15 protein-coding genes are annotated in these 15,631 nt (G+C 65.4%); 7 read left to right on the forward strand and 8 right to left on the reverse strand.

The features are described from left to right. Nucleotides 1–111 precede the first annotated feature (111 nt). On the forward strand, nt 112–894 hold the full coding sequence (locus tag ACXAJV_RS01700; RefSeq protein WP_348508849.1) for an SDR family NAD(P)-dependent oxidoreductase: 783 nt from the start codon (nt 112–114) through the stop codon (nt 892–894). A 76-nt stretch (nt 895–970) separates the two neighbouring features. On the opposite strand, the gene ACXAJV_RS01705 is transcribed toward ACXAJV_RS01700, so the two are convergent. Next, entirely contained in the window at nt 971–1,498 is a 528-nt protein-coding gene (locus tag ACXAJV_RS01705) for a CC0125/CC1285 family lipoprotein (protein WP_475081210.1), read from the reverse strand. 147 nt (nt 1,499–1,645) lie between these two features. Here ACXAJV_RS01705 and ACXAJV_RS01710 point away from each other — a divergent pair, with 147 nt between their 5' ends. Then, nucleotides 1,646–1,999, forward strand: coding sequence for a hypothetical protein (locus ACXAJV_RS01710; protein WP_475081213.1), 354 nt, complete (start codon nt 1,646–1,648; stop codon nt 1,997–1,999). A gap of 59 nt (nt 2,000–2,058) precedes the next feature. Here ACXAJV_RS01710 and ACXAJV_RS01715 read toward each other — a convergent pair whose 3' ends face one another. Together ACXAJV_RS01715 and dapF are read right to left on the reverse strand one after the other, a co-directional pair. After that, complete coding sequence (locus tag ACXAJV_RS01715) at nt 2,059–3,360, reverse strand: hypothetical protein (RefSeq protein ID WP_475081216.1); 1,302 nt, start codon at nt 3,358–3,360, stop codon at nt 2,059–2,061. Between the two features lie 141 nt (nt 3,361–3,501). Then, nucleotides 3,502–4,326 (reverse strand): diaminopimelate epimerase, encoded by an 825-nt coding sequence (dapF, locus tag ACXAJV_RS01720; RefSeq protein ID WP_475081219.1) that lies wholly within the window; start codon nt 4,324–4,326, stop codon nt 3,502–3,504. An 86-nt stretch (nt 4,327–4,412) separates the two neighbouring features. On the opposite strand from dapF, the gene ACXAJV_RS01725 reads away from it, so the two are divergent. Continuing rightward, nucleotides 4,413–6,638 (forward strand): prolyl oligopeptidase family serine peptidase, encoded by a 2,226-nt coding sequence (locus ACXAJV_RS01725; protein ID WP_475081222.1) that lies wholly within the window; start codon nt 4,413–4,415, stop codon nt 6,636–6,638. A gap of 79 nt (nt 6,639–6,717) precedes the next feature. Here ACXAJV_RS01725 and ACXAJV_RS01730 read toward each other — a convergent pair whose 3' ends face one another. From ACXAJV_RS01730 to ACXAJV_RS01745, 4 genes are read right to left on the reverse strand one after another with little or no spacing between them, the layout of a single operon-like run. Beyond that, nucleotides 6,718–7,221 carry a nuclear transport factor 2 family protein gene (locus ACXAJV_RS01730; RefSeq protein WP_475081224.1) on the reverse strand — a complete coding sequence of 168 codons (504 nt, stop codon included), beginning with the start codon at nt 7,219–7,221 and terminating at the stop codon, nt 6,718–6,720. Nucleotides 7,222–7,276: 55 nt separating this feature from the next. Continuing rightward, nucleotides 7,277–7,840, reverse strand: coding sequence for a DUF1254 domain-containing protein (locus ACXAJV_RS01735; protein ID WP_475081227.1), 564 nt, complete (start codon nt 7,838–7,840; stop codon nt 7,277–7,279). Next, nucleotides 7,840–8,412 (reverse strand): DUF1214 domain-containing protein, encoded by a 573-nt coding sequence (locus ACXAJV_RS01740; RefSeq protein WP_475081230.1) that lies wholly within the window; start codon nt 8,410–8,412, stop codon nt 7,840–7,842. The genes ACXAJV_RS01735 and ACXAJV_RS01740 overlap by 1 nt, the downstream gene beginning before the upstream one ends. 45 nt (nt 8,413–8,457) lie before the next feature. Further along, a complete protein-coding gene (locus ACXAJV_RS01745; RefSeq protein WP_475081233.1) occupies nt 8,458–10,158 on the reverse strand; it encodes a hypothetical protein in 1,701 nt (566 codons plus the stop codon). Between the two features lie 169 nt (nt 10,159–10,327). Here ACXAJV_RS01745 and ACXAJV_RS01750 point away from each other — a divergent pair, with 169 nt between their 5' ends. The 4 genes from ACXAJV_RS01750 (at nt 10,328) to ACXAJV_RS01765 (ending at nt 13,417) form a co-directional block, all read left to right on the forward strand. Beyond that, complete coding sequence (locus ACXAJV_RS01750; protein WP_271187482.1) at nt 10,328–11,038, forward strand: response regulator transcription factor; 711 nt, start codon at nt 10,328–10,330, stop codon at nt 11,036–11,038. A 22-nt stretch (nt 11,039–11,060) separates the two neighbouring features. Continuing rightward, on the forward strand, nt 11,061–12,671 hold the full coding sequence (locus ACXAJV_RS01755; protein ID WP_475081237.1) for a stimulus-sensing domain-containing protein: 1,611 nt from the start codon (nt 11,061–11,063) through the stop codon (nt 12,669–12,671). A gap of 66 nt (nt 12,672–12,737) precedes the next feature. Then, complete coding sequence (locus tag ACXAJV_RS01760) at nt 12,738–13,145, forward strand: PTS sugar transporter subunit IIA (protein ID WP_271187484.1); 408 nt, start codon at nt 12,738–12,740, stop codon at nt 13,143–13,145. Next, entirely contained in the window at nt 13,142–13,417 is a 276-nt protein-coding gene (locus tag ACXAJV_RS01765; protein ID WP_475081240.1) for an HPr family phosphocarrier protein, read from the forward strand. The genes ACXAJV_RS01760 and ACXAJV_RS01765 overlap by 4 nt, the downstream gene beginning before the upstream one ends. A 77-nt stretch (nt 13,418–13,494) precedes the next feature. On the opposite strand, the gene ACXAJV_RS01770 is transcribed toward ACXAJV_RS01765, so the two are convergent. After that, the gene (locus ACXAJV_RS01770; RefSeq protein ID WP_475081243.1) at nt 13,495–15,501 is read right to left on the reverse strand and encodes a hypothetical protein; all 2,007 of its coding nucleotides are present in this window, start codon (nt 15,499–15,501) and stop codon (nt 13,495–13,497) included. Nucleotides 15,502–15,631: the final 130 nt, after the last annotated feature.

The raw sequence follows: 15,631 nt of genomic DNA on the forward strand, positions 1-15,631 counted from the left end.
ACCGGGCAGGGGCTGCACCCAACCGGGATTTCCAGCCGCGACGATGCGGGCGATTTTCTTTTTTGCGCCGACGCGCTATGCCGCAGGGCAAGTCGATAAAGGGGAAGACACATGAAAATTGACAATTCCATCGCTGCAATCGTCACCGGCGGCGCTTCCGGTCTTGGCGAAGGCACAGCCCGCCGCCTGGCCGCCGATGGTGCCAAGGTCGCGATTTTCGACATGAATGCCGAGAAGGGCGAAGCGGTCGCCAAGGAGATCGGTGGCGTGTTCTGCCAGGTCAATGTGGCCGAGGAAGACAGCGTGGATGCGGGTTTCGCCAAGGCGCGCGAGGCCCATGGCCAGGAACGTGTACTGGTGAATTGCGCCGGTATCGGCTGGGCCGAGAAGACAGCACGCCGGTCCTCCTCGACCGGCGAGATCAGCCCCCACTCGGCCAAGGGTTTCCAGACCGTCATCGCGATCAACCTGGTCGGTTCCTTCCTGTGCGCTTCCAAGGCGGCGGCCGGCATGATGGCGCTCGACCCGGCCGGCGACAGCGGCCGCGGTGTGATCGTCAACACCGCTTCGGTGGCAGCGCAGGACGGTCAGATCGGCCAGCTGGCCTATTCGGCTTCCAAGGGCGGTATCTACGGCATGACCCTGCCGATGGCGCGCGACCTGGCCCGCGAAGGCATTCGCGTCAACACCATCCTGCCGGGCTTCTTCGAGACGCCGATCTATCAGCAGATGCCGCCGGAAGTGAAAACCTCCCTGGCCTCGCACCTGCAATTCCCGCAGCGCTTCGGCACCCCGGCCGAATATGCCGATCTGGTCGCCTTCATGGTGACCAATGACTACATCAACGCCGAATGCGTCCGCCTCGACGCCGGCGCCCGCATGCCTCCGAAATAGGCATCGGGAAACACCAGAACGGAAAAGGGCCGGCGCATGCGCCGGCCCTTTGTTTTTCTTGCATCTGTCGCGCCGGTCAGCCCGCTTCGGGCCGGACGATGTCGTCCGACAGGTTGGCGATCACGTCGCGGGCGTCGAACGCACTGGGATCGTCGGGCTTGGTGCCGCGCCCCAGGAATATCTCGGCGCTCGCCTCATAGCGGGTCGTTTCGCGATAGCGCGTGTCATCCCAGAACGGATCCCGCCAGCCATGCCAGCCCCAGCGGGGATGGTAGTAGGAATAGTGCACCGGGAAGGCGGAATAATGGGACGAACCAAAACCGCTCGCCGTGACGCGCGTGTCCTCGTCGGTCGCGCGGGTGACCACGGTGAAATAGTCATAACCCTGTTCCACCGTCAGTTCGGCGGCGCGGTAGAGCAGGTAGGTCTCCACGGTTTCGCGGTCGGTCAGCGAATTCCCTTCGAAGGAGAGCCGGAACCGGTTGGTCTCGATCTGCTGTTCTTCGAAGCCCCGGCGGCTGCCATCGGCGGCTTGATAGGGGGTGGGCGATGCACAGGCGGCCAGCATCGAAATGGCTGCCAGTGAAAATAGTACGCGCCTCATGTCGGGCTCCTTGGGACTCGTGTTACCCTCGCTGTTTGAATTATGACTCGTCTGTCCCCGGTTTAAAGGGGCATCGTCGCAATCGGGGCAAGATTTGATCGGCAGTATCGCGGAACAGCGAGCCGGTAGCACCGGGGGTGGAGCAGGATGACCGGTATCATGCAGGGGGCAGGACTGGTTGCAGCGCTGTTGTTGACGGCGCAATCCGGCCCGGACCCCGAGCCCGTTCGGGGGGCGCTGATCGAGGCCTGCGAGGCGGCTGGAGGATCGCCCGGCGCCTGTGCCTGTGTATCCCGCGAGGCCGGCTCGCGCTTCAATGAGCGCCAGATGCGCGTGATTGTGGCGGCTATGCCGGACATGCAACGGGTCGGCGAACCGCAGGCCCTGGCCGACGAACTCGGCTTTTCCTTCGACCAGATCCTCAATCTGCGCCAGCGCGCCCTGCGGGCCGATACCGTTATCCGCTCGGCCTGCGGCGCAGGGCTGTCGCGCGCCGACTGAGCCGGACCGTCCTCGCCGAGCGACACCTCAAAAGTCGCACATCGCAGGACAGACGGGCGTCAGGGCAGATCTATTTCCAGGATCACGGTGGCTGGCTGTTCGCCGTCCGGGGTTTCGCCCTCCGCCGGGAAACGCGGCCAGGCTGCGTTTGCGACCAGCCAGGCGCGGCCGTCTGCCGGGTCGATCAGCGTGGGTTCGGCCAGCTCGCCGGTCATCGCCGGATGGCCGCGCAGCAGGACTTCGGTGCTCGTCACGGCATGACCGTCTGCATCGAGATCGATCGCCATGACCTGGTGGGGCCGCGTGCCGTTGCGCACGGCCAGGATCCGGCCGTCGCGAGTCTGGCGCAGCCCGTCAATGCCGATCAGGCTTTCCGTCCCGCTGCGCACCAGCGAGACCGACCGGTCGCCCAGATCGATCCGCCACAGGCCCATCGCATAATCGGCGACGAAGAGCGCGCCCCGCGCCAGCGCGATCCCCTGCAGGCTGACAAAGCGCGGATCCTCTGCCAGGACTTCCAGTTCGCCGGAGACGCTGTCGAGCACATAGACCCGCGGCGCCTGGCTGTCGGAGGCATAGACAGTGCCGTCGCGCACGGTGAAGTCGGCAATCTGCACGGCGTCGTCGATCTGGTAGCGGCGATAGAGGTCGCCGGTAACCAGGTCGAAGGCGAACAGGGCGGTGCCCCCGGTCTCGCCGTCTTCCAGCGGTGTCTGTTCGATCGCCGCCGATCCGGCCCAGACGACGCGCGTGCGGTCATCGACCGCAAGGCCGAACACCGACCACAGCCCGTCTTCCCGGTCGGCAAAGACCTGGGGGGCGTTGCGGGCGAAGGGTTCAAGCAACAGGATTTCCCGCCCGGTGACCGAGGAGACAAAGAGGCGGTCTGTCTCGATATCGATCGCAACACCCTCGATCAGCGCGCCGGGCCGGTCGATTCGTGCGGCGATTTCCGCCTGTCCGACCTGGGCATTGTTGGCAGCGAGTTGCCCGGCGACCGCCTCGAAGCGCGCCGTGTTGGCCGTGCGCAGCAGATCTTCCAGGGGCTCCGGGTCAAAGGCGATGCCGGCCCGGGCCATGCGTTCCAGGGCCCGGAAACCGTCTTCGGGGTTTTCCGCCCTCAGGGCGACGATGGCGAGGCCGCGCAGGATGGCGGGGTGGGCGGGTTTGAGGTCGAGGGCGGCTTCCAGCAGGCGCCGCGCCGCTTCGTAATCCGCATTGCCGATGGCGGTGTTCGCCTCGGCGAACATCTGCTGGGCCAGCGCTTGCGGCGTGGTCGCGGTTTGCGAAGCGCCGGGCTGGGCCGCAGCCGGAGCAGCGAGCAGGGCAAGTGGCAGCGCAAGGCGCAGGATCGTGTTCATGGACATGTCCCCCAATCTGTCCCCCCCAACCGTGTCACGATCACGGCATCAAACGGATTATTATGGGAAATCTCACAGGCGAAAAGATGGCTTTGCGGTGCAAGGCGCCGGCGGTTCAAATCTGCGGATCAGATCTGCGGTTCAGATCTTCAGGGCGAGATCGACCTCGCCCTCGTCTTCCACGGGGCCGGTCAGGATCACGTGATCGTCGGCGATGCGCCATTCCACATGCAGTTCGCCGCCATCGGCCATGATCGAGGCCGAACGATCTGCCAGCCCGCGCCGGTGTGCGGCAACGAGCGCGGCGCAGGCGCCGGTCCCGCAGGCGGCGGTGATGCCGGCGCCGCGTTCCCAGACGCGCAGGCGGATATGGGTCTCGTCATGGATCTGGGCAAATCCGGCATTGACCCGTTCGGGAAACAGCGGGTCGAATTCCACTTCCGGCCCCAGCCGGGCGATCGGCAAAGCCTCAACCTCGCTGACGAAGAAGACGGCGTGAGGATTGCCCATGCTCACCGCGCCCGGGCGCTCGATGCGGATGCCACCCGCTTCGGCGACATAGTCCAGCGCGACCGTGTCCATGTCGCGCGCCAGCGGGATATCCTGCCAATCCAGCCGCGGTTTTCCCATGTCGACGCTGATGGTCAGCGCGCCGGCGCGCACCGCCCGCAGCAAGCCGCTGGCCGTGCCGATGCTCACCGCCGGCTGCCCGCTTTCCTCCATCAGGAACCAGCCTGCCGCCCGCGTTCCATTGCCGCAGGCACCGACCTCATCGCCATCGGCATTCCAGATCCGCATGAAGGCGTCGGCACTGTCGCTGTGTTCGAGCACGAGCAGCTGATCGAAATGCAGCTGGTCCGCCCAGTCCCGCACGGTATTGCGGGACAGGCCGAGGAAGCCGGCGTGCGCGCGCGCGTCCGCGAGGACGAACTTGTTGCCGGCACCATTCATCAGTCGGGCTTTCATGCTGTCCCGATAGCGCTGTGACGCCTTTACGTCCAGCACCAGTCCGGGCTTAACTGCGCGCGACACAAGTCAAAGGGGTGACTGACATGACGTTTAAGAAGCAGTTCTGGGCGTTGAGCGCAGGGGCGCTCGCGCTCGCCGCCTGCTCCCAGCCCGCGAGCGAAGAGAGCGATACCGTGACGACCCAGACACCGGACACCACCAGCGAGCGCCAGATCGTCCAGATCGATCCGGAAAACGATCCGCGCGTCTGGCTCGAAGAGGTCGAAGGTGAGCGGGCGCTGGAATGGGTCGAGGGCCAGAATGAGCGCACGTTCGACCGCCTGCGCGGCGATGCGCGCTATCAGGAACTCTACGACCAGGCGCTGGCCATTTATCAGAGCGAGGACCGGATCCCCTATGGCGCCTATTATGGCGGCTATGTCTGGAATTTCTGGCAGGACGCCGACAATACCCACGGCCTGTGGCGCCGCACCTCGCTGGCGAGCTATCTCTCCGAGGCGCCGGAATGGGATGTGATCCTCGATCTCGACGCGCTGTCCGAAGCGGAAGACCGCAACTGGGTCTGGCGCGGCGCCAACTGCCTGGCCCCGGATTATGACCGCTGCATGCTGACCCTGTCGGACGGCGGCTCCGACGCGGCGGTGCGCCGTGAGTTCGACGTCTCCGACCGCGCTTTCGTCGAGGGCGGTTTCGAAACCCCGAATGCCAAGGGCGGTGTCAGCTGGGTCGACGAGAACACGCTGCTGGTCGGTCTGGCCACCAGCGAGGAAGATTCCACCGACAGCGGCTATCCCTCGGTCTCCTACCGCTGGCAACGCGGCACCGACCTGTCCGAAGCGACCGAGGTCGTGCGCGGCGATCGCGAGGATGTCGGCCTGTTTGCGTTCCGCGCCGAGGACAGCGACGGCACCGTCTACATGATGGCCTCGGAAGCCGACACCTTCTACGACACGACCTGGTGGTACCTGCCGCTGGACAGCGATCCTGTGGCGCTGCCCATCCCGTCAAAATCGGACATCCAGGATCTGTACCAGGGCGAGCTGGTCTTTACGATCAACGAGGAATGGACGCCTGTCGAAGGCGGCGAGACCTATCCGCAGGGCGCGCTGCTTTCCTTCACCATGGCTGATTTCGTCGCCAGCGGCGAACTGCCCGAGGTGAAGACGGTCTATGTGCCGGGTGCACGTGAATCCATCGGCGGTGTTGGTGCCACGGCGTCGGCGCTCCTGGTGGCGATCGACGAGAATGTCGTCGGCGGTCTGGAAGCCTTCCACTACGAGAACGGAAACTGGAGCTCCGATACGGTTCCGGTGCCCGGCAATATGACCATCGGCCTGGGTTCGACGAATTCGAACGAGGATATTGCCTTCATGAATGCCGAAGGCTTCCTGACGCCGGACTCGCTCTACATGGTCAATGCGGCAGAGCTGACGGTCGAGCCGATCAAGTCCATCCCGGACCGGTTCGACACGGACGGTCTGATCGTCGAGCAGCACGAGGCCGCCTCGACCGATGGCACGATGATCCCCTATTTCGTCGTTCGCCGTGAAGATGTGCCCATGGACGGCACCACGCCGACGCTCCTGTATGCCTATGGCGGTTTCCAGGTCTCCATCCGTCCGAGCTATTCCGGCTCGCGCGGCCAGCTCTGGCTGGAAAACGGCGGCGCCTATGTCGTGGCGAATATCCGCGGCGGCGGCGAATTCGGTCCGGCCTGGCACCAGGCGGGTCTGAAGATGGATCGCCAGCGCATCTATGACGACCTGATCTCGGTTGCCGAGAATCTGCATGAACGCGGTCTCACCAGCCCGCGGCATCTGGGCGTCTATGGCGGTTCGAATGGCGGTCTGCTGACCGGTGTGATGTACACCCAGCGCCCCGACCTGTGGAACGCGGTCGTTTCGGCCGTGCCACTGCTCGACATGCTGCGCTTCAACCAACTGCTCGCCGGTGCGTCCTGGATGGGTGAATACGGCGATCCGTCCGATCCGGACGAGGGCGGTTTCCTGCGCTCGATCTCGCCCTATCACAATGTCGATGCGAACGGCGATTACCCGGAAATCTACCTCTTCACCTCCACCAAGGATGACCGCGTCCATCCGGGTCATGCCCGCAAGTTCGCGCATCTCCTGGAAGAGGCCGGCCACGATTATCTCTACTACGAGAACACGGCCGGCGGTCACTCGGCCGCGGCCAATCTGGAAGAGACGGCCCGCCGCGACGCGCTGCTCTACACCTTCCTGATGCAGAAGCTGATGGATGATGTGGACCCGCTCGACGCTCAGGACGAGGCGCCGGCAGAGGAATAGGCTCCGCCGGCCGGACGGCCACAGAAAAGCCCCCGGAGCCTGGCTCCGGGGGCTTTTTGCTGCACGCTGATCTGTCCGGTCAGTCGAACGCCGCCTCGACCGGCCAGTCCTCGTCGGCCGAGCGCCAGAGGAGGGAGGCGATCTTCCATTCGCCTTCGATCTTGAACAGGGTGATGAAATTCACGCCCGTCACGAAGACTTCTCCGGTCGCGCCGTTCATGCCCTCATAGGCCGAGCGTACATAGGCCAGCTCGCCATAGATCGTGGTCTCGCTGCGTGTGGGCCGTTCGGTGAAACCGTTCTCCACCAGCCAGGGACCGGAGCGTTCGATATAATCGTCCAGCGTGATAACACGGCCGCGGCCCTGCCCGTCCTCGCCCGGCGAGACGGCGCCCATGGCGGCGCCGGGCAGGAAGAGCTCGCGCATGGCATCGAAGTCGCGGGCCTGTCCGACGGGACCGGAAATCACGTCATACACCGCCTGGACGGTGGCCTCGACGTCGGCCCGGTCGTCGGCCTGGGCTGGCGCGATGACAATGGCGGCAGTGCTGGCGGCGAGGGCCGCGCGGATCAGATGTTTCATGAAACCTCCCCGGATTGATGGGGCAGAGTTTCACCGCTCCTGCCGCCAGGGCAAGTTACTCATCGGATAGGCGGGCGCAGGTGAAGCCCCGGCGTTCCGCCTCGGCGGTGGCCATATCCGTGTCCGCATCGATGACGCGGCGGTAGAGAATGAGCCCGCGTGAGGTCGGGGCGAGGACGAGCCTGTCCTGATCTGCATCATAGGAGCGAATAGTGACGGGAGTTGCCGCTCCTGAACCGTCGGACTGCAGCAGGATACGGCTGGATATTGCGGTGCCAGCATCCCGGTCGCTGAAGACGGCGAAATTATTGGTCCGGGCGTCATAGAAGCTCACCGAGGCGTAATTGCCGTCGGCGGGCCAGGGCGCCTCGACGATCACCGGTTGTTCCGAAACGTCATAGACGCAGATCGAATAGAGCATGTCCGGACTGGCGCGGACGATGGTCTGGTTGTCCTCGCGCAGGCGCGGCGCATGGCGGACATCGCCGGCCTCGCCGCCCAGTGCACCGATCCGGTCCATCGCCTTGCCCATGATCACGCCGGGAAAGGCGTTCAGTGCCAGCCAGAAACCGGCGATGGCGGCGACGACGAAGAGGCCGAGCGGAAGAAGCCAGCGCATCAGCTTGCCTCCCCGCAGCCGACCCGCTCGATCTCCGGCAGGTCGAGCGTTTCAGGGGCTTCCAGAACGACCGGGCCGGGATGATAGAGACGCAGTGTGATCGAGAAGGCGCCCGACCGGCGGGTCGACAGCCAGGGCGTGCCGGCAGGGCGCCGGGGACCGGCGATGAAGGTCCAGTCCCTGTCGCTCAGGTCGGTTTGGGTCAGGGCATGGGCTTCGTCGCCATTGACCGGCAGGAAGTTGTCCTCGCCGTACAGGGTGAAACTCCACCAGCGTGCCGGCAGGGCGCCGCCGCTCACGCGGTACTGGCAGGTCTCGCGAAGGCTCTGGCCGGCACTGTCCTCGAAAGCAGTGAAATAGACGGTCTCCGAGCGGTTGAGCGCGAGCAGGCCGCGGCGCGCGACGATGGCACGCGTCACCGGTCCGGCATCACTGGCACCGATCAGCGGATTGGTCGCCCAGGGACCGACGCGCATGCCCCCGATCTCGAGCGGGCCGAAGACCAGAAAAACCGCAAGCGCGGTCCCGGCGGCAAGGCCTGCAAGGACAGGAATGAGCGAACGCCAGATCATGGGCTCACTCTAGGGCGGCGTACCGGGCTTTGGAAGCGGTTCGCGTCAGGCGGCCTTGTCAGCCTGGGTGGCGAGTTGCTGCAACAGGCCGTGAATGGCTTTCAGCTTGGGGCGGCCGTCTTCGGTCTGCGCCTCGCTGAGCCCGGCCGCCGACTTGATCTGACGCAGTGCGCGGGCCTGCGCGTCGGTGGAACACCGGCCGAGCGGCAGTGCTCCGCCGGTTGCCAGGCGCAGGAAGGCCGACGCCTTGTCCAGGGCCGGACGATCGCCGGCCTCGACCATGTTCAGAATCTTGCTCTGGTCGATGATCTTGACGCCGAGCTCGTCGAACTTGGCCGACAATTCCTGCTTGGCATCCTTGGGATAGGTACCCTTGAGCACTTTTTTCTGGTGCGCCGCCAGCCGCGCCAGCCGTTCCAGCGGCTGCCCACCGCCCCGGACATAATAGCCGTCCGCCTGGGACGAGCCGATGGTCGCACGGACATAGCCGGCAAGCTTGCTCTTGTTGGCTTCGCCAACGAGGTTTTCTTCGAGCATGAGCAGGCGGCTGACCTCTTCATCGATATCGGCCGAGTGCTTGAGCAGTTCGTCGATGACTTCCGGCTGCAGAAGGCGGGCCGAGCGCGCCGCGAACGTCTTGATCAGACCGTCAGCTGGGAGCAACGAGTCCGAGGAAATCACCAGGCGGCTCGCCAGATCCCGCGCCAGCCGCACCTCTTCGCGCACGCTCGTCGGGCGCAGGCGGGCCGGGCGTTCCAGCTCCTTGAGCAGACATTGCGCGATCACTGCCCTGCAATTGTCGAACTCGCGTGAATGAGTCCATTTCGCCAGACGGCGGGCACAGTTCGGCGCCATACGCAGCGCGTCGGCCTTGCCGTCACCATCGAACAGGCAGGTCAGACGCTCGATGGTCTCGCCGAGATCCTTGCACTTGCCCAGCAGGGCCTCGCGCCCGGCATCGAAGCTGATGACTTCAGAGATATAGCTGTCCACCTCGCCCAGGGCGAAGGCGCGCGCATCCTCGGCCCCGGGCAGCGTGTCCGCCATGTCGAGCAGGGCTTCCAGCTTGTCGGCGAACTTGCGCTCGTGACGCAGGCGATCGGCCATCGCGGCGCGCAGCGTGTAGGCGCGCTTGTCGCCGGCAAAGATGCCATCCGCGATATCGGCAAACTTCGCTTTCCTGGGATATTCCGGCAGCTTGGCGTCGCGGGCATCCTTGTAGATGCGGCCCAGCGCTTTCTGCACCAGCTCGTTGAGCTGCTTGACCAGGGTCTGGACATTGGCGTCCTGATCGCGCGCGCTGGCAACAGCCACTTTCTGCACCGCATGTTGCAGCTCGGTGCCCGAGGCTTCCAGGCTCTCCACGAGATCGGCGCGGTGCAGAAGCTCCATGGGCAGGGCCTGCATGCGTTCCAGCCAGCCGGTCAGCACCCGCTTGATCGTGTGCCGGGCGTGCGGCTTGGACAGGTCGTCCGGGGTCAGGCACGGCAATTGCGCTTCACTGGTCTTTTCTTTGATGGCGCCGTAGGTCTCTGCCCCGCCCTCGAAAACTGTCACCGAGCGGAATTTGCGCGCCTCCTGGCAGAAGGTTTCCTTGCTGACCCGTGCAGAACCATCCTTGTTCTTGGCCAGCAGTGTATGGGCGAGCTTCAGCGCGGCATCACGGCTGTTGTTCGCCTCGGCCAGGGCCCAGCCTGCCTTCCGGTTCTTCTTGAAAAAAACCTCGTAGTGGATGTCGCCCGGCATGTACCCAGTCCCTTTGAACAGGGGGAATACTGTCGCAAGAGACTTAAAACCCGGTGAACCATGGGGATAATCGGCGCTCGATGCTTGGCGTGATGTGCAGTGCGTGTCTATTGTCGCCACAAATTCAGGTTTCCATGACGGCCTGGAGATAACCGAGCCCGGAGACAGCATGGCTACGATTGCACTGGTCGACGACGACGAAAACATCATCACGTCGGTTTCCATCTTCCTCGAAGGCGAGGGCTATCATGTGCGCACGTACAATGATGGTGCGTCGGCGCTGACAGCCCTGGCGGAAGATCCGCCGGATCTGGGTATTTTCGATATCAAGATGCCGCGCATGGACGGTCTGGAGCTTCTGCGCCGCCTGCGTCAGTCCTCGAATATCCCGGTCATTTTCCTGACCTCCAAGGATGACGAGTTCGACGAGGCTCTGGGCCTCAATCTCGGTGCTGACGACTATATCACCAAACCCTTCTCCCAGCGCTTGCTGGGTGAGCGTGTGAAGGCGGTGTTGCGCCGCGCCCGCGGGCAGGATGCGCCGGTTGGCAGCGGTCCGCTGGAGCCGGGAGACAGCAAGCCGCTGGAACGTGGCAGCCTGGTGCTCGATCCCAATCGTCACGCTTGTTCCTGGGGCGGTGAGCCGGTGCGCCTGACCGTCACGGAATTCCTGATCCTGCAGGCCCTTGCGACACGCCCGGGCTATGTGAAAAGCCGCGACAACCTGATGGACGCGGCCTATGACGATCAGGTCTATGTCGATGACCGGACGATCGACAGCCACATCAAGCGCATTCGCAAGAAGTTCCGCGAAGTCGACAAGTCCTTCGACGCCATCGAGACCCTCTACGGGGTGGGTTACCGCTATAAGGAAGACTGATACGGCATCCTGGCGAAGCGGATTGCACCGGGCCGGCACGGTCCTGCGCAATCTGACGCCGCGGCCCAGCTCGCGGCTGGCCCAGCTGATCCTTGTCGCCAATTTCGTGGCGCTGGGGGTGCTGGTTGCCGGCATGCTGGCACTGACCGAGACCCGCCGCGGCCTGGTCAATGCCAAGCTGGATTCGCTGCGGGCCCAGGGTGAGCTGATCGCCAATGTCCTCGCCGAGGGCGCGTCCGACGGGGCGCCGGCGCCGGTGCTGCGCAATGACGATGCGCGGGCGATCCTGCGCCAGCTCTATGTGCCAGAAGAATCGCGTGTGCTGGTTTTCGACAAGGGCGGGCAGATCGTTGCCGACAGCCATTTGCTGGCCGATGTCTTCGAGGAAACAGTGCTGCCGCCGCCCGGCCAGCCGCGCCCGGATCTGGCTAATACGGCGCGCAGCCTGCCCAGCCGCATTCTCGATACGGTGTCCAACCTGTTGCGCTCGCCCGAGGAGCGCGCTGCGCTCGACCGGGATCTGGGAGACGAGGTGCTGCAGGTCATCAATGGCGAGATCGTCGCCGGCGTGCGGCGCGAAGCCGATGGCCGCCGTGTCGTGTCGGTGTCCATCCCGATCCAGCCCGTCCGCGCGGTCGTGGGCGTCGTCACGATCGAGAGCTATGACCTGGACCGTCTGATCGAGGCGGAACGGCGCGCGCTCCTGCCCTTCGTGCTGATCGCCGCCCTGGTAACGACGATGTCATCGCTCGCACTGACGGTCTTCATCGCACGGCCGGTACGGCGCCTGGCCCGCGCTGCGCGCGAAGCCCGGCGGGCCGGCGGCCGCCGGGTGAAAATGCCCGATCTGCGCTCGCGCAATGACGAGATCGGCGAGCTTGGCGTTGCGCTCTCCGACATGACCGAGGCGCTCTATGACCGGCTCGATGCGATCGAGAGCTTCGCCGCCGACGTGTCGCACGAGCTGAAGAACCCGCTGACCTCGATCCGCTCGGCTGCCGAAGTCCTGCCCAATGCGCGCGATGCGGAACGCCGCGACAAGCTGCTGGCCGTCATTCTTGCCGATGTGCGGCGGCTGGACCGGTTGATCTCGGACATTTCGCGGGCCTCGCGCGTCGATGCGGAACTGGCGCGCGAGGATGTCGGCCGGTTCGATCTGTCCGGCCTGCTGTCCGAGCTGGCGGATACCTATAACGCGATGGATAACCGGCGGGCCGAGATCCTGGTCGAGAGCAAGGTGCGCAACGGGCTGGTGCTGGGCCGTGACGGACCGCTGGGTCAGGTTTTCCGCAATCTGCTGGACAATGCGATGACCTTCAGTCCCGAAGGCGGCAAGGTGTGCGTGCAGCTGGTACGGGGGCATCGCAATGGCCGGCCCAGCCTTCTGGTGCAGGTCGATGATGAGGGTCCGGGTATTCCGGAAGCCAATCTGGAGACCGTCTTCCAGCGCTTCTATACCGAGCGCCCGCGTGGTGCGGCCTTCGGGACGCACTCCGGCCTGGGTCTGGCGATTGCACGCCAGATTGTCGAAGCGCATGGCGGCCGGATCACGGCCTCGAACCGCAAGGTCGAGGGGGGCGGGGTCGCCGGTGCACGCTTCACTGTGGAGCTTCCCGCAGCGTCACCGGACTGACAAATTGATCCGACCGTTGCAAAAAGACGCTTTCCCGCCGTTCAAAGGCGCGGTTAGATATCCGTCATGATCGGAGTTGTCGTAGTCTCTCACGGCCGTCTGGCTGATGAATTCGTGGCCGCCACAGAACACGTGGTGGGGCCCATGGATGCGCTTCTGGCTGTCTGCATCGGGCCGGATGACGACATGGAAAAGCGCCGTGCCGATATTCGCGAGGCGATTGCCGACGCGGATCGCGGCGAAGGCGTGCTTGTGCTGACCGACATGTTCGGCGGCACACCGTCCAATCTTGCCATCTCGCTGCTGGATCCGGGCAAGGTCGAGGTCATCGCCGGGGTCAACCTGCCGATGCTGATCAAGCTCGCCGAGGCCCGCTCACGGGCCGATCTGGACAGCCTGGCCCGCATGGGCGAGGACGCTGGCAAGCGCTATATCGCGATTGCCTCGAATGTTCTGGAAGGGGCCGGCAAGTGACCCAGATTGCCCGGCGGGCCGTGATCCGCAATGCCCGCGGCCTGCACGCGCGGGCGGCTGCCAAATTCGTGGAGATGGCCCAGGGCTTCGACGCCGAGATCCACGTCTCGCGCGATGGCGAGCGGGTGAATGCCGACTCCATCATGGAATTGCTGATGCTGGCGGCGGGCAAGGGCTCCGAGATCGGTATCGAGACGTCCGGTCCGGATGCGGAGAGGGCGGCCGCTTCCCTGACCGAGCTGGTCGAGGCCGGTTTCCACGAGGAAGACTGATCCCGTCTCAGCCAAGCTGTGCGCATGAAAAAGGCCCGCACAATGTGCGGGCCTTCTCGTGTCAGATCGGGGCACCGTCAGGAGGTGGTCGTCTCCGCGTCGCTGCGCTCGACATCCAGGTCCGGCGTGCCGGGGGCTGTGTCGCCCGCCTGGCGGGCCGGCAGCATCGGGTCATTCCCGTCATCGTCGAACAGCGGGTCGTCGACTGGCGCCGCCGCGGGCGGTGTGGCACTGCCTGCCGCTTCCACGGCTGCGGCCACGCGCGACTCGACTTCATCGAGCGCCGGTGAGGCCGGCGTGGCTGCGGGGTCTGCAGGCGCCGTGTCGACGGCCTCGTCCGATGCCGCGGCCTGAACGGCTGCCTGGTCGGAAGCCGGCATCGGCGGCGGTGATGCGAGCGGCATGGTCCGCTCATCCTCCACCGACGCGGTGTCTTCTGCTTCACCGGCATCAGTTGCCGGTGTGCCATCGTCCGAGCCTTGCTCGGCCGCATTCAGCGCGGCAGCAGCGGCAACGGCGTCGAGGCTGGGAAGATCGTCATCTTCTTCCGGGGCTCCCTCGGCTTCGGCCGGGGCATTGGTTTCCGGCTCAACTGCGTCAGAGGGCTGTTCGGCGGGCTCGGCAGCGCCGGCCTGCGGTTCGGTCCCTTCGGTTTCGGGCCCCGCGTCGTTGGCGGCAGCGTCATCGTCAGACGCGACAGTCGGCTCCGCCTCAGTCGCGGCCGGCGGTTCTGTGCCATCCTCGGCAGACGGCTCGACCGCAGCGATCTCGGCCGGCAGCACGGCTTCAACCGGGACCGGGGGCGTGTCGCCGCCTTCCGGCTCGGTCTCGGCCGTCACAGGCGTATCGTCCGCTACTGCCGGAAGGGGGGCAGCCTCGGCGTCCGGGACAATTTCATCGCCGGCGCTTTCCGCCGCGTCGTCCGTTTCAGCATCGGCTGCAGCTGCACTGGCGGTTTCGCTTTCAGCATGCACGGCTTCGACTTCGCCGGCGTCGTCGGGGCGGGCGCTGGTTTCGGCTGTCGGGCTGGGATCGCCGTCAGCCGCGGCGGGCGGCAGTTCCAGCTCAGGCCCGGCTTCTGCTTCACCATTCGCGGCATCATCGGCGGGCTCTGCCGCTTCCGCGTCGTCCGTGGCCGCTTCCGTATCGTCCTCCGGTTCGGTGCCGGTGTCGGCGAGTGTCGTGGCCGCGACCGCAGCCGTGGCGGCTGCAGCTGCGGCGGCGCCGGCGTCGTTGCCGCGGACGCTTTCTTGCGGCGGATTGCGCAGCACGTGTCCGGCCAGGCGTTCGACGCGCGCATTGAAACGCCCGGCATCGCGGACCCGGTTGAAGAAGCCGGCCGCAAGGAAGAGAAGAACAGTGCCGCCGATCAAGGCGAGTGTTGCCCCGACGCCGCCGACGATGACACCGGCCATGACGGCGAATGCGGCAAAGGCGGGCACGTAGAGCAGGCGCCAGGAGCGCGCGAGGTAGGCGATGAGCGCGAGTGCGCCACCGCCCAGTGCGATACCCCATTCGGTCAGCTGATCCATCGGTATGAAGCCGAGGCTTGCGATCGCGTCGCGCAGGCCGGCGGGCAGCGCGGCCTCCAGCCGCCAGCCGGCCAGGCCGGGCGCGAAGGCCAGCGATTCGTCCATGATGCTGAAGGCGGGAATGCCGACCATCATGCCGCCATTCATTTCCGTCAGGAAAGCGTGCAGCAACGGCCACACGGCAGCGAGCGCCGTCAGCGCCAGCAACAGGACCGAAAGCCACCAGTTGAAGCCGCGTGTCACGCCGGAGCGGGCCAGCAGCGTCGTTGCGTCCGGTGTCGTGCGCACCCAGGTCTCGCGGGTGTGGTTGATCAGGGCGGCCGGGCGGGAGCGGCGGTTCGGGCCGGCCTGCACGCGCAGGATGGTGGCGCTGTCGCCCGGCGTCAGGGCGTTTGACGCCTCGGTCAGCCGGACATCGTGATCCATGCCGTCATCGTCACGCAATTGTCCGGACGCACCGTCGGCCTGTCTGATTTCTCCGGAAATCGTGAAGAAGTCGATCCGGCGGGCACCATAGGCCTGCCCGGCATGCGCGGTTGGTAACAAAGACATAGTTCAACGCACCTCTGACATCAGGTCATACACCGGGTACGCGTACCGGAATGGTTCAAATCGGCGCGCCCCTCACCCAATTGGTGGAGAACCCTACAAGTTCGGGGCCGGAAATTGAACGCCTTAATCC

It is taken from the genome of Maricaulis sp. ABE4_448 (assembly GCF_056160825.1).